We start from the raw sequence: 13,612 nt of genomic DNA on the forward strand, positions 1-13,612 counted from the left end.
ACAACACCGCACTGAAGCAACGCGGATCGCTTTCGATCTGGTTTGATCCCGGGATGATCCGGGTGCCGCCGCCGAGCGGCAAGCGTGGTCGACAGCAGCAATTCAGTGACGCGGCGATCCAGACCTGTTTGACCGCTGCCCGGCAGGGCAGTGTGCAACACTGTCCCGAGAGGGAATGGAAATCCTGTTCGGGATAGCGGGCCATGTAGGCATCGACATCCCCCTGGGCGTCCGCCACATCCGCAAGGATGATCGACCGTGTTACCTGCTTGTTGCGCCGCACGATGTCCTCGGGAGAAGACCTGAGGCCGTAGCCCCGGTATTGCTCGAGGTCGTGCTCGGTCGGCGGGGCCTCCGCCCAAGCTTCGGTGATCTGCTTGAGATGCTCCAGCCCCTCTCGCCCCAGCGCCTCGGCCGTCGCGGGGATGATCCCGTCGAACTCGCCGTAGCCGGCATCTGCGACAGCGTCGAGAACCCGTTCCGCCAGGGCGGTGCGGTCCAGGGAAACGGAGGGCGATAGTTCCGCGATCAGCTCCACCGCGTCGCTCATGACAGCACCGACCGCGCCGTTGCTGTCATCCATGCGTTCGTGGATCGAGGGGGCCAGTTGCAGGAACGACCAGAGCAGTTCGAACGCCTCATCCGCGTCATGGGGAGCGATGGTGTTTGCGATCATGCCCAGCAGCCCCTCCAGATCCTTGACCAGCGCTTTTTGCTTGCGCCAGTCGACGAAGCTGGTCGCGCGGCACAGCGAGGCAAAGCGTTTGCGGAGATCGGCAGCCACTTCCCTGGGCCCCTGGGCGGCGCTGAGCTCCATCCTCGCGCGGCGCTGAAGCGCGGCGCTTCCCTGGACCAGGTCCATGACCAATGCGGCGAGCGTCTTTGCGCCCAGCTTTTCAAGGTTGGCCTGGTTCAGGGTCTTCTTGGACATGGTATGGTGCCGGGTTTCGTTGCGGTGGGGTCCGCGGACAATGTCCCACTGGTCCTGCTACGGCAAGCACCAATGGCGGGGCCCACGCGGCCGCTCGAGAGAACCGGATGGCGGTTCTGGGCCGGTCGCGCCAGCTGGCTTGGCTCGGCCACCCCGACACTAAACCGGATTCTGGCGATAAGGACCTGAAAACGACACACTGGATATGGTCGTAGGCGTCCATTTCTGATGTTTGAGTTTATCCGATTTTACAGCGCCATCGGAAACAACGTCCCGGCGGCACTGAAGAAATCAGCAGGCGCATCCAGCGCGTCGGCATGATCGAGGCGCGGAAAATCCGGCCCTGGCCGAGATCACGCCGGGTAGCACATCAGGCTGGCTACTCCAGTTCGACCCTTACCAACGAGACTCGCTCTCCCGATCCAATGACCGTCAGCATCCTCCACGGCAGGCTTACCCCTAACAGCAGCTATTGCTGCTCGGCCCGAAGATCCGAAGATCCTACGTGATCTCCAGCGCGCAAACCTTTGGGCAATTCGCGCGAACTTATGGGGACCGCGCATGATTACACGCGATCCTATACCGGCTCAGAAATCCAGGTTCTCCACACTCAGCGCGTTCTTCTGGATGAACTCCCGGCGCGGTTCCACCACGTCTCCCATCAGCTTTGTAAAGAGGTCGTCGGCCTCGGCCACGTCGTCGATCTTGACCTGCAGCAGGGTGCGCGCCTCGGGGTCCAGCGTGGTTTCCCACAGCTGTTCGGGGTTCATCTCGCCCAGCCCCTTGTAGCGTTGCAGCGTCAGGCCCTTCTCGCCCTCGTCCAGGATCGCCTTGAGCAGGCCGAGCGGCCCGTAGATCACCTGGCTCCGCTCCTTGCGCACCAGATGCGCAGCGGTTCCGTAAACCTCTTGCAGCGCCTGGGTGAAGCTGCCGGTCTTGCGCGCCTCGCCCGAGCGCAGCATCGGGCCGTCCAGCGTGCGCACCTCCTCGACCCCGCGCAGGATGCGGGCCAGGCGGATGCCCTTGTCCTGGGTGATGCGGCCCTGCCAGCCGCGTTCGTACTCCAGCGCGATCAGGTCGAGCCGGTCCGCGACCCGGTCGGCCACCCCCTGCAGGTCGGCCTCTACCGCGCCGGGCACGAAGGCTCCGGCAATCGCCGCCTGTTCCAGGATGTGACGCGGGTAGTGGGTGGGAAAGGCATCGAGCACGCGGCGAAGCTGGCGAGCATCCTCGACCACGCGCTTGAGGTCTTGTCCGACGATCTCCTCGCCGGTTCCCAGCCGCAAAGCCGCGCCCTCGACCCCCATGTCGATCAGGTAATCGTCCAGCGCCGCCTGGTCCTTGAGGTAGACCTCGGACTTGCCGCGCGCGACCTTGTACAAGGGCGGCTGCGCAATGTACAAAAATCCCCCCTCGATCAACTCCGGCATCTGCCGATAGAAAAAGGTCAAAAGCAGCGTCCGGATATGCGCGCCATCGACGTCGGCGTCGGTCATGATGACGATCTTGTGGTAGCGCAGCTTGTCGATGTTGAATTCGTCGCGGCCGATCCCGGTGCCCAGGGCCATCACCAGGTTGCCGATCTCCTGCGAGCCGAGCATCTTGTCGAACCGGGCCCGTTCCACGTTCAGGATCTTGCCGCGCAGTGGCAGGATCGCCTGGGTGCGCCGGTCGCGCCCGGTCTGCGCCGAGCCGCCGGCGCTGTCACCCTCGACCAGAAAGACTTCTGTCTTGGACGGATCCTTCTCGGAGCAATCCTTGAGCTTGCCGGCGAGGTAGTTGACGTCCATCGCCGTCTTGCGTCGGGTCAGTTCGCGCGCCTTGCGCGCCGCCTCGCGCGCCAGGGCGGCCTCGACGATCTTGCCGACGATGATCCTGGCCTCGTTCGGATGCTCGCCCAGCCATTCCGAAAGCTTCTCGCCGGTCAGATTCTCGACCGCCGGACGCACCTCGGAGCTGACCAGCTTGTCCTTGGTCTGGCTGGAGAATTTCGGGTCCGGCACCTTGACCGAGAGCACGCAGGTCAGCCCCTCGCGGGCGTCGTCGCCGGTGAAGTTGATCTTTTCGCGCTTGGCGATCCCGCTCTCCTGGGCGTAGCGGGTCAGGGTGCGGGTCAGCGCACCGCGAAAGCCCGCGACATGGGTGCCGCCATCGCGCTGCGGGATGTTGTTGGTAAAGGGCAGCACCGTCTCGTGATAACTGTCGTTCCACCACATGGCGATTTCCACGCCGATGTCGTCGCGGTCGCCGACGATATAGATCGGCTCTTCCATCATCGCGCTCTTGTGGCGGTCGAGGTACTTGACGAATTCCTTGACCCCGCCCTCATAGACCAGCTCGGATTTCAGCGGCTCTGCCGGGCGCTCGTCCTCCAGCAGGATCCGCACACCGGAATTCAGAAAGGCCAGTTCGCGCAGCCGCTTTTCCAGGGTCTCGAACACGTAGTCGAGGTTGGAAAACGTGCCGGTCGAGGCGAGAAAGCGCACCTCGGTTCCGGTCCGGTCGCCGCACTCGCCAACCACCTTCAGATGCTCGGTGCAATCGCCGTGTTCGAAACGGGCGAAATGCTCTTTCCCGTCGCGCCAGATCCGCAGTTCGAGCCAGACCGAGAGCGCGTTGACAACCGAGACACCGACCCCGTGCAGACCGCCCGACACCTTGTAGGAATTGCTGTCAAACTTGCCGCCCGCATGCAGCTGGGTCATGATGACCTCGGCCGCCGAGACGCCCTCTTCCTCGTGGATGCCAACCGGAATCCCGCGCCCGTTGTCAGACACCGAAACGCTGGAATCCGGGTGGATTTTCACCGACACATAATCGGCGTGACCGGCCAGCGCCTCGTCGATGCCGTTGTCGACCACCTCATAGACCATGTGATGCAGGCCCGATCCGTCGTCGGTGTCTCCAATGTACATCCCGGGGCGCTTGCGGACCGCTTCCAACCCCTTGAGAACCTTGATGGATTCGGCGCCATATTCGGTCGACGCCTGGTTGCCTTCGGCCATCGCGAAGTTCCTTTATATTTTTGTCATTTTATACGATTCCTAGGGGGGAATGTCACGTCCCCGCCCCATATTTTGTGTCAGATGAACGGCAGGATCAGACCGACGCAAATCAGCAGGAAACCGGCCCCCAGATTTAGCCGCCGCAGCGCCGCAGGTGCGGCGAGGACGCGTCGCATCCGGTCCACCACGAGGGCAAAGCCGAGGTTGCCGACAAAGGGCACAACCGCAGACAGAACGACGATCACGACGATGTCCGGGCCGGTGACCGCGCCCAGATCGAAAAAGCCGGGCAGCACCCCCATGTAGAACAGGATCGCCTTGGGGTTGCCCAGGATCGCGGCGATGCCGGCCAGGAACCCGGCCCAGAACCCGGGCCGCGTCAGCCGCCGGTCGGCGGCGATCACGGCGTCGGCGCGGCGGATCGTCGTCCAGCCCATGTAGAGGAACACCCCGCAGGCCAGCCACCGCAGGACGCTCAGCACGCCCTCGTACTCGGCCACCACCCAGCTGACGCCGAGGATGGCCAGGAACGGCCAGACCACATCGCCCACCGCCACGCCGAAGGCCAGCGGCCAGGCGGCCGTGAACCCGCCCGAGACCGCCCGCGCCATCACCGCCAGCCAGACCGGGCCGGGGGTGAGGAACAGGATGAACAGGGCGCCGGCATAGACCAGCAGATCGCCCGGAGAGAGGGTCATCGCGCCCGCACCTCCGACAGGCCGTCACGCTCGGTCACCTCCAGGTACTGCGCCCGCTCGCCCAGTTCGGCAAAAAGCTCGGGGCCGGTGCCGGTCATCCAGGTCTGCGCCCCCAGCGCGCAGATTTCGTCGAACAGCGCCGCCCGGCGCCCGGCGTCCAGATGCGCGGCCACCTCGTCCAGGATCAGGATCGGCGCGTCGCCGTCGCGCGCCGCCAGCGCCCGGGCGTTGGCCAGGATCAGCGACACCAGCAGCGCCTTCTGCTCGCCGGTCGAGCAATCGCGCGCCGCAACCGCCTTGGCGGCATAGGTGGCATCCAGATCGGCGCGGTGCGGACCGACCAGCGTGCGGCCTGAGGCGATGTCGCGCGTCCGGCTCTCGGCCAGGGCGGCGCGCAGCGCCTCCTCGCTTTCAGGCATGTCGCCCTCGGCCTGCACCAGCGTCAGCTCGGCAACCGGAAAGGCGGTTTCCGCCTCGGCCTGGGCCGCCGTGAGGCGCTCCAGCGCCGCCGCCCGCGCCCGTTGGATCGCCAGGCCTGCCCGGGCCATCTGCGCCTCCAGCGCGCCGTACCAGGCGGCGTCGCGGACCTGGTCCCGGAGCAGCCGGTTGCGGTCCCGCATCGCCTTTTCATAGGTAAGGGAGGCTTCGGCATGAGCCGGGTCGAAACTCATCACCAGCCGATCGAGGAACCGCCGCCGCCCCTCTGCCCCCTCGGTCCAGAGACGGTCCATCGATGGAACCAGCCAGACCACGCGCGAGAGACGCCCCAGATCGAGTTGCGTTGCCGGTTTGCCGTCGATCCGCACCTGCCGCGCCGCGCCGCGGTCCGACCAGGTCTCGACCTCATGCGTACGATCCGCCGCCCGCATGAGACCGCTCAGTTTCCAACCCAGGCTTTCGGGACGCCGCGCCATCTCCTCGGCGCTGGCGCGGCGCAGACCGCGCCCGGGCGAGAACAGCGAGACCGCCTCGAGAATATTGGTCTTGCCGGCGCCGTTGGGCCCGTAGATCGCCATTGGCCGGCCGTCCCCGGCGATCCGCGCCTGCCGGTGCGACCGGAAATACGACAGGGCCAGGTCTGTCAGGGCCAGGGACATCTGCGCCCCTTCTTCTCGTTGAAAATACTCCCGCCGGAGGCGTCGGCGCAGCCGATCACACGCGCATCGGCATGACCACGTAAACGGCGCTGGTATCGTTGCCTTCGCGCATCAGGGTCGGATCTCCGGAGGAGTTGAACATGAACACCGCGTTCTCGCGGTCCACCTGGCTGGCGATCTCCAGCAGGTATTTCGCGTTGAATCCGATCTCCAGCCGTTCGTCGGCATAGGCGACCGCCAGTTCCTCTTCCGCGGCGCCGCTGTCCGGGGCGTTGACCGAAAGCACCAGCCGGTCCTCGTCGAGCTGCATCTTCACCGCGCGCGAGCGTTCCGAGCTCACGGTGGCGACCCGGTCGACGGCCCTGGCGAAATCGGCCGCGTCCACCTCCATCCGGCGGGTGTTGTTCTGCGGAATCACGCGCGAGTAATCGGGGAAGGTGCCGTCGATCACCTTTGACGTCAGGGTGATGTCGGGGGTGGCGAAACGCACCTTGGTCTCGCTCACCGAGACGGCGATCTGCATGTCGTCGTCTTCCAGCAGCTTGCGCATCTCGCCCACCGTCTTGCGTGGTACGATCACGCCGGGCATGTCCTCGGCGCCGGCGGGCAGGTCGGCGTCGATCCGCGCCAGGCGGTGGCCGTCGGTGGCCACACAGCGCAGGACCTTGCCGCCCTCGCCGTCGGCCACATGCATGTAGACGCCATTGAGGTAATAGCGGGTCTCTTCGGTCGAGATGGCGAATTTCGACTTGTCGAACAGCCGCCGCAGCACGGTCGCCGGGGCGGAGAAATTCGACTGGTACTCCGACGAGGCCATGACCGGGAAATCTTCCTTTGGCAGGGTCGCGAGGGAGAAGTTGGAGCGCCCGGCCTCGACCGTGAGCCGCCCGGCGGCGCTATCGGCAGTGAGGGTCACCAGCGCGCCATCGGGCAGTTTGCGGACGATTTCGTGCAGGGTCGTGGCCGCCACGGTCGTCGCGCCGGCGCGTTCGACCTGCGCCGGGGCCTTGTCGACCACCTCGACATCCAGATCGGTGGCGCGGAACTGGACCTGGTCGCCCTCGGCCTCGATCAGCACATTGGCCAGGATCGGAATCGTGTTGCGCCGCTCCACCACCGATTGGGCCTGCGCCACGGCTTTCAGAAGCGTGCCACGTTCGATGCTGATCTTCATAGTCCCTCACCCTCCGCATCTGCCGGGAAGGGCACACTATCCGTTTACCCCTTCGGCACAAGTTTTTTTATGGATTTCTCTGCTGGAAAGCCCGGGGCGTCAAGGCCCCGGGGGGCAGGCGGGCGGCATGTGTGGGATTTACCCGCCGCCCCGCCCGAAGACCCGGCGCGGATCGCCGGTGTCTCGATTTACTCGGGCTCGCCCCGGACCGCGCCCTAGGCCTCGAGCGCGCGGCGCAGCATTTCGACATCCTCGGCGATCTGGCCGTCCGTCACCTTGAGCTCTTCGATGCGGCGCACCCCGTGCATGACCGTGGTGTGATCGCGCCCGCCGAACCGGCGCCCGATCTCGGGCAGGGAACGGCTGGTCAGGTTCTTGCACAGGTACATCGCAACCTGCCGCGGCCGGGCGTAGGAGCGCACACGTTTCGGCCCGATAATGTCCGAAAAGCGGATGTTGTAATAGTCCGAGACCTTGCGCTGAATCTCCTCGATGGAGATCTTGCGTTCGGAGGCGCGCAGCACGTCGGCGAGGCAGTCCTGCGTCAGCTCCATGTCGATCTCGCGCCCGACCAGGGACGCAAAGGCGAACAGCCGGGTCAGCGCCCCCTCGAGCACGCGAACATTGGTGCTGATCCGGTGGGCGAGGAATTCGAGCACCCCGTCCGCGACCTGCAGATCGGGATAGGAACCGCTGTATTGCAGCAGCTTGCTTTGCAGGATGCCGAGACGCAGCTCGTAATCGGTCGGATGAAGGTCCACCACCAGGCCGCATTGCAGACGCGAGCGAACCCGGTCCTCGAGATCCTTGATCTCGCCCGGCGCGCGGTCGGCCGAGATGATGATCTGCTTGTTCTGGTCCACCAGCGCATTGAAGGTGTGAAAGAACTCCTCCTGCGTGGAATCCTTGCCGGCGATGAACTGCACGTCATCGACCATCAGCACATCGACCGAGCGGAACAGATGCTTGAAGTCCATCATCTTGCGTTCTCGCAGGGCCTGGACAAAGCGGTACATGAACTGTTCGGCCGAAAGATACAGGACATTCAGCTCGGGTTTCTGCGCGCGCAGCTCCCAGGCGATCGCATGCATCAGGTGGGTCTTGCCGAGGCCAACGCCGCCATAAAGAACCAGCGGGTTGAAGGTGACGACGCCGCCCTCGCTCACCCTTCGGGCCGCCGCGTGGGCCAGTTCGTTCGGCTTGCCGACAACGAAGGTTTCGAAGGTGAACCGCGAATCGAGCGGCGCGGCCTGCAGGGCCTCGGCCAGGCCGGACGTGGTTTCGGCGGTCTCCATCGGCGCGGGTCTTTCACTGGATTTCACTGGCGCGGCAACGCGATCTTCAACCGGGCGCGCCGTCGAATTGGCCGCCACATGAAACGACACCCGCTGAACCGTCTCACCCGAGGTGCTCAGCTCGTACAGAATCAGATCCGAAAAGTTCTGATTGACGTAATTTCCCATGAAGGTGGTCGGCACCTTGAAGACCGCGACCCCGTCCTGCAGCGTCTCGAACTCCAGCGGTTCGATCCAGGTCCTGTAGTTGTTCTGACCCACAGTCTTCAACAGACGTTGCCTCAACTGTCCCCATTTTTCTTGCGTCATGCGGCGCCTCACATCCCGTATCCCCGGCCTTGCGGCCTTTTCTCTGTCATTGACCGGGCAAGCCCGGTGGGATTCACGTCACGCAAGGACTATGCGCCTGCCGCCCATTTCGGCAGACGTCGCCCCCCCATCGGGGCGTCATGGCGGCGCGGGAAAACGATAACGATACAGAGTCAACCACAAACCAGTGTGGACCACCGAAACAGCGCCGCTATGCACTCATAGTTCATGACAGGGCTGCGCCGCCAAAATTGGCTTGCACACAGCAGATCAACTGGAATGAATGATTTCATTCCGATCGAAACAAGACTCGAAATCGACCCGATGCCCGTCGGTCCGATCCGAATGTCGCCTGTCCCCCCAAGCGAGTGAATCGCAGGATTATGATTAGCAAGAGGCGGTGCGGAGCGGCAATGAAACTATGATGTTGACTCAGACATCGGGCGCAAAGAATCTCTCGCACCTGCGGAAAAACCGGACGCCTCGGCGCCAATGAAAAAAGGCGCTGCGAACCGCAACGCCTTCAAGCACAACAATTTTAGGTTGTCTCGCTCGCGCGTCATCCCAGCGCTTTGACGCGGGCCGACAGGCGGGACATTTTTCGGGCAGCGGTGTTCTTGTGGAACACGCCCTTGGTCACGCCGCGCATCAATTCGGGCTGAACCGCGCGCAATGCGGCCTGCGCCGAATCCTTATCGCCCGAGGCGATGGCCTCTTCGACCTTGCGCAGGTAGGTGCGGATGCGCGAGCGGCGCGCCTTGTTGACGGCGAAGCGCTGCTCGTTCTGGCGGGCGCGTTTCTTGGCTTGAAGCGAATTTGCCATATTGGGTCTGACCTTTTCGGGTTCGGTTACGTCTCAGATGCGTACAGCCGAACCCGGCCCAGACACCCCGGCGGGATGCGATTCTGGCCATAGCGGGCCGCACGCGCATGTATAGCGGCGCTCATTAGCCAACTTGGGCGGCTTTGCCAACCGGAAAATCGCGGTTGCGCCCAAGCCCGCCGGTTCACTTGTCGCGGAACTGGGCCTGGCGCTTTTCGAGGAAGGCGGCCATGCCCTCTTTCTGGTCCTCGGTCGCGAACATCGAATGGAACACGCGGCGCTCGAACAGGATGCCTTCGTTCAGCGTCGATTCGTAGCTGCGGTTCACCGCCTCTTTCGCGGCCATGGTCGAGGGCATGGATTTCTCGGCGATCTTCTGCGCCGCGCCCATCGCCTCGTCCATCAGCTTCTTGGCGGGAACCACGCGGCTGACGAGGCCAGACCGCTCGGCCTCTTCGGCCTCCATGAATCGGCCGGTCAGGTTCATGTCCATCGCCTTGGACTTGCCGACGAACCGGGTCAGCCGCTGGGTGCCGCCCATTCCGGCGATGACGCCGAGATTGATCTCGGGCTGGCCGAACTTGGCGGTGTCGGCGGCGATGATGAAATCGCAGGCCATCGCCAGTTCGCAACCGCCGCCCAGAGCATAGCCCGCCACCGCGGCGATGATCGGCTTGCGCACAGCGGCGATCTTGTCGATGGCATCGGCGAACAGGTTCTCGGTGAACACGTCGACATAGCTTTTTTCCGCCATCTCCCTGATGTCGGCCCCGGCGGCAAAGGCCTTGTCCGAGCCGGTGATGACGATGCAGCGCACCTTGTCGTTCGCGTCCGCCTCCTGCAGGGCCGTGCACACCTCGCCCAGCAACTGGCCGTTCAGCGCATTCAGTGCCTCGGGGCGGTTCAGCTTGATTAGGGCGACGTGATCGTCCACTTCGACGTTGATCGTCTCGAAGGCCATTGGCTATCCGCTTTCGCTTGTTGCAATCTGGTGCGATTCCTTACCACGCGCGCCGAGCGGTTCAAGTTATCTTTGGCAGGTCGGGCAATAGAAGGTTGAGCGCCCCGACTGGACGACGCGGCGGATCGTCTCGCCGCAACCCGGGGTGTGGCAGGGCGCGCCCTCGCGCCCGTAGACATCGAAAGCGTGCTGGAAATATCCAAGTTCTCCATCGGCTTGGCGGAAATCCTTGAGCGATGACCCGCCCGCCGCGATGGCCCGCTCCAGCACGTCGCGAATCGCGGGGACCAGTGCCGCGACCCGTGGCGCGGCAATCCGCCCCGCCTTGCGCAGGGGCGAAAGCCCGGTGCGAAACAAGGCCTCGCAAACATAGATATTGCCCAGCCCGGCGACGATTCCCTGATCCAGCAGCGCCGATTTCACCGGCGTGTTCTTACCCCTGAAGGCGGCGATCAGATAGCCCTCGTGGAAATCGTTGCCCAGCGGCTCCGGCCCCAGCACCGACAACAGCCTGTGCGCCTCGGCCGTCGCGGTGGGCATCAAGTCCATCGCGCCAAAACGCCGCGGATCGTTGAAGGTGATGCGCGCGCCGCCCTCCATGTCAAAGACCACGTGGTCGTGTTTTTCCGGCATCGGGTGATCGTGCACGAACCGCCCCAGCCGATCGCCCGAAACCGTCATCCGCCCCGACATGCCCAGGTGAATCAGCAGCGTTTCCCCCGAATCGAGATCGCCCAGAAGGTATTTCGACCGCCGCCGCAATTGCAGCACGCGGGCCCCGGTCAGCCGTTCGGCCATGCGATCCGGGAACGGCCAGCGCAGATCGGGGCGGTTCACCGCGACCTTTTCCAACACCTGCCCCTCCATCACGGGGGCCAGGCCGCGACGTACAGTCTCGACCTCGGGCAATTCGGGCATCCTGTGCCTCCTCGTGCATCGGGCCGCATTGTGCCTGCCCGCAAGCACCCTATAACAAGGGCGGATCGCAACGAACGGCAAGACCCCATGGCAGACCAGACGGACAAGACCACGCATTTCGGCTTTCAGACCGTGCCGGAAGAGGAAAAGGCGGGGCGCGTTCAGGGCGTGTTCAACTCGGTCGCCTCGAAATACGACATCATGAACGACGTGATGAGCATGGGAATCCACCGGGTCTGGAAGGACGCGATGATGGATTGGCTGGCCCCCCGGCCCGGGCAGACGCTGCTGGATGTGGCGGGCGGCACCGGCGACATCTCGTTCCGGTTCCTCAAGCGCGCCGGGCACGGTCACGCCACGGTTCTGGACCTGACCGAGCCGATGCTCATCGAGGGGCGCAAGCGCGCCGAGGCCGATCAGATGGCAGACAGCCTCGATTGGGTGGTGGGCGACGCGATGGCGCTGCCCTTTGCCGACAATACCTTCGACGTCTACACGATCAGTTTCGGTATCCGGAACGTGACCCGCCCTGCCGATGCGCTGGCCGAGGCCTACCGCGTGCTCAAACCCGGCGGGCGGCTGATGGTGCTGGAGTTCAGCCAGCTGCCCAACCCGGGGATGCAGAAGCTCTATGATCTCTACAGTTTCAACGTGATCCCGCGGATGGGAAAGCTGATCGCCAATGACCACGACAGCTATCAATACCTCGTCGAATCGATCCGCAGGTTTCCCGACCAGGAGACGTTCCTGCAGATGATCCGGACCGCCGGGTTCGAGAACGCCAAATACCGCAACCTGACGATGGGCGTCGCGGCGCTGCATTCGGGCTGGAAACTTTGAGAGGGCCGCACAACATCTGGCGGTTGATCCGGACCGGCGCCACGATGGAGCGGACCGGCGCGATGGGTGTGGTGCTCGATGCCTTCGAGGCACCGCGTTCGCTGCGCATCCTGGCCCATACGCTGGGCAAGCCATTTCAGTGGCTGGGCTACAAGGGCAACCCGGCGATGCCGCCCGCGACCCGCGCGCTGACCGCACTCGGCCCGGCCTATATCAAGTTCGGCCAGGTGCTTTCGACCCGGCCCGACGTGGTGGGCGGCGATCTGGCAAAACAACTGCGGGTGCTGCAGGACAAGCTGCCGCCGTTTTCCCGCGATATCGCCATGGCCGAGGTCGAGCGTGAGCTTGGCTTGCCGGTGGACCAGCTGTTCTCCGAGTTTTCCGAACCGATCGCCGCGGCCTCGATCGCCCAGGTCCATCGGGCGCGGCTCTCCGACACCGGGCAGGACGTGGCGGTGAAGGTGCTGCGCCCGGGCATCGAACGCGCCTTTCGCCGCGACATCGACGCGTTTTACTTTGCCGCCCGCATCATCGACCTTTTTGCGCCGGGCGCGCGTCGGCTCAAACCGATGGACGTGATCACCCATTTCGACGGAGTGGTGCAGGGCGAACTGGACCTGCGGCTGGAAAGCGCGGCTGCCTCGGAGTTTGCCGCCAACACCGGCGACGACAAAGGCTTTCGTCTGCCGCCGATCCTGTGGAACCTGTCGGCGCGCCGGGTGATGACGCTGGGCTGGGCCGACGGCACCGCGCTGGGCGACAACGAGGCGCTGGACGCCGCCGGTCATGACCGCCGCGCGCTGGCCCAACGGGTGCTGACGCTGTTTCTCAGCCATGCGCTGCGCGACGGTTATTTTCATGCCGACATGCACCAGGGCAACCTCAAGGTTGCTGCCAACGGCGACCTGATCGCCTATGACTTCGGCATCATGGGCCATATCGACGAATATACCCGCCGGGTCTATGCCGAGATCCTGTTCGGCTTCATCAAACGCGACTACCGGCGCGTGGCCGAGGTGCATTTCGAGGCCGGCTACGTGCCCGCCGACCGCGATATCGACGAGTTCGCCCGCGCCCTGCGCGTGGTAGGCGAGCCGATCTTCGGCATGGACGCCAGCCAGATCTCGATGGGCCGGCTGCTGGCCTATCTGTTCGAGGTGACCGAACGCTTCGGCATGGAGACGCGGACCGAACTGATCCTGCTGCAGCGCACCATGGTGGTGGTCGAGGGGGTCGCGCGTTCGCTCGATCCGCATATCAACATCTGGGAGGTCGCCCACCCGGTGGTCGAGGATTACATTGCCCAGTCGATCGGCCCCAAGGCCGTGCTGACCGATTTCGTGCAGGCGGTACAGGTGATGTCACGCTTTGGCCCGCGGTTGCCCGGGCTGATCGAACAGGCGCTGATCGCGCAGACCCAGCGGCCCAAACGCAACGGGCGGTTCGGGCGCCGTGCGGTCGCGCTGGCGGCCGTCGGCGGCCTCGCCGCGGGGGGCGCCGCGGCGATGGCGGCGCTGATCCTGCTGGGGTGACCGGGGCGCTGTCTCCGGGCAAGCAGAGG

Annotated in this window: 10 protein-coding genes and 2 pseudogenes; 3 read left to right on the plus strand and 9 right to left on the minus strand. The window is 64.6% G+C overall.

What is annotated here, in order from left to right; genetic code table 11:
• Positions 1 to 134 (plus strand): annotated as a pseudogene (locus P1U75_RS05130) (transposase); the annotation flags it as partial.
• Between the two features lie 107 nt (positions 135 to 241).
• Here the strand turns inward: P1U75_RS05130 and P1U75_RS20590 are convergent.
• The 9 genes and pseudogenes from P1U75_RS20590 to mutM all read right to left on the minus strand — a co-directional run.
• Positions 242 to 931, minus strand: a pseudogene (locus P1U75_RS20590) (DUF6880 family protein); the annotation flags it as partial.
• 587 nt (positions 932 to 1,518) lie between these two features.
• The gene (gyrB, locus tag P1U75_RS05140; protein WP_300240558.1) at positions 1,519 to 3,936 is read right to left on the minus strand and encodes a DNA topoisomerase (ATP-hydrolyzing) subunit B; all 2,418 of its coding nucleotides are present in this window, start codon (positions 3,934 to 3,936) and stop codon (positions 1,519 to 1,521) included.
• 77 nt (positions 3,937 to 4,013) lie between these two features.
• Positions 4,014 to 4,634, minus strand: coding sequence for a LysE family translocator (locus tag P1U75_RS05145; protein WP_300240560.1), 621 nt, complete (start codon positions 4,632 to 4,634; stop codon positions 4,014 to 4,016).
• The gene (recF, locus tag P1U75_RS05150; RefSeq protein ID WP_300240562.1) at positions 4,631 to 5,731 is read right to left on the minus strand and encodes a DNA replication/repair protein RecF; all 1,101 of its coding nucleotides are present in this window, start codon (positions 5,729 to 5,731) and stop codon (positions 4,631 to 4,633) included. Before recF ends, P1U75_RS05145 begins: the two co-directional genes overlap by 4 nt.
• A gap of 55 nt (positions 5,732 to 5,786) precedes the next feature.
• Positions 5,787 to 6,905, minus strand: a complete 1,119-nt coding sequence (gene dnaN, locus P1U75_RS05155) for a DNA polymerase III subunit beta (RefSeq protein WP_300240564.1) — start codon at positions 6,903 to 6,905, stop codon at positions 5,787 to 5,789.
• 215 nt (positions 6,906 to 7,120) lie between these two features.
• On the minus strand, positions 7,121 to 8,509 hold the full coding sequence (gene dnaA / locus P1U75_RS05160; RefSeq protein WP_300240566.1) for a chromosomal replication initiator protein DnaA: 1,389 nt from the start codon (positions 8,507 to 8,509) through the stop codon (positions 7,121 to 7,123).
• Positions 8,510 to 9,068: 559 nt separating this feature from the next.
• Positions 9,069 to 9,332 carry a 30S ribosomal protein S20 gene (gene rpsT / locus P1U75_RS05165; RefSeq protein ID WP_300240568.1) on the minus strand — a complete coding sequence of 88 codons (264 nt, stop codon included), beginning with the start codon at positions 9,330 to 9,332 and terminating at the stop codon, positions 9,069 to 9,071.
• A 184-nt stretch (positions 9,333 to 9,516) separates the two neighbouring features.
• The gene (locus tag P1U75_RS05170) at positions 9,517 to 10,293 is read right to left on the minus strand and encodes an enoyl-CoA hydratase (RefSeq protein WP_300240571.1); all 777 of its coding nucleotides are present in this window, start codon (positions 10,291 to 10,293) and stop codon (positions 9,517 to 9,519) included.
• 66 nt (positions 10,294 to 10,359) lie between these two features.
• On the minus strand, positions 10,360 to 11,211 hold the full coding sequence (gene mutM, locus P1U75_RS05175; RefSeq protein ID WP_300240573.1) for a bifunctional DNA-formamidopyrimidine glycosylase/DNA-(apurinic or apyrimidinic site) lyase: 852 nt from the start codon (positions 11,209 to 11,211) through the stop codon (positions 10,360 to 10,362).
• A gap of 87 nt (positions 11,212 to 11,298) precedes the next feature.
• Between mutM and ubiE the strand changes: the two genes are divergently transcribed.
• Both ubiE and ubiB read left to right on the plus strand, forming a co-directional pair.
• Positions 11,299 to 12,051, plus strand: coding sequence for a bifunctional demethylmenaquinone methyltransferase/2-methoxy-6-polyprenyl-1,4-benzoquinol methylase UbiE (gene ubiE, locus P1U75_RS05180; RefSeq protein ID WP_300240576.1), 753 nt, complete (start codon positions 11,299 to 11,301; stop codon positions 12,049 to 12,051).
• On the plus strand, positions 12,048 to 13,583 hold the full coding sequence (gene ubiB, locus P1U75_RS05185; RefSeq protein ID WP_300240579.1) for a 2-polyprenylphenol 6-hydroxylase: 1,536 nt from the start codon (positions 12,048 to 12,050) through the stop codon (positions 13,581 to 13,583). The genes ubiE and ubiB overlap by 4 nt, the downstream gene beginning before the upstream one ends.
• The last annotated feature ends 29 nt before the right edge of the window (positions 13,584 to 13,612 follow it).

This window comes from Antarcticimicrobium sp. (assembly GCF_029212575.1).
Lineage (GTDB): Bacteria > Pseudomonadota > Alphaproteobacteria > Rhodobacterales > Rhodobacteraceae > Antarcticimicrobium.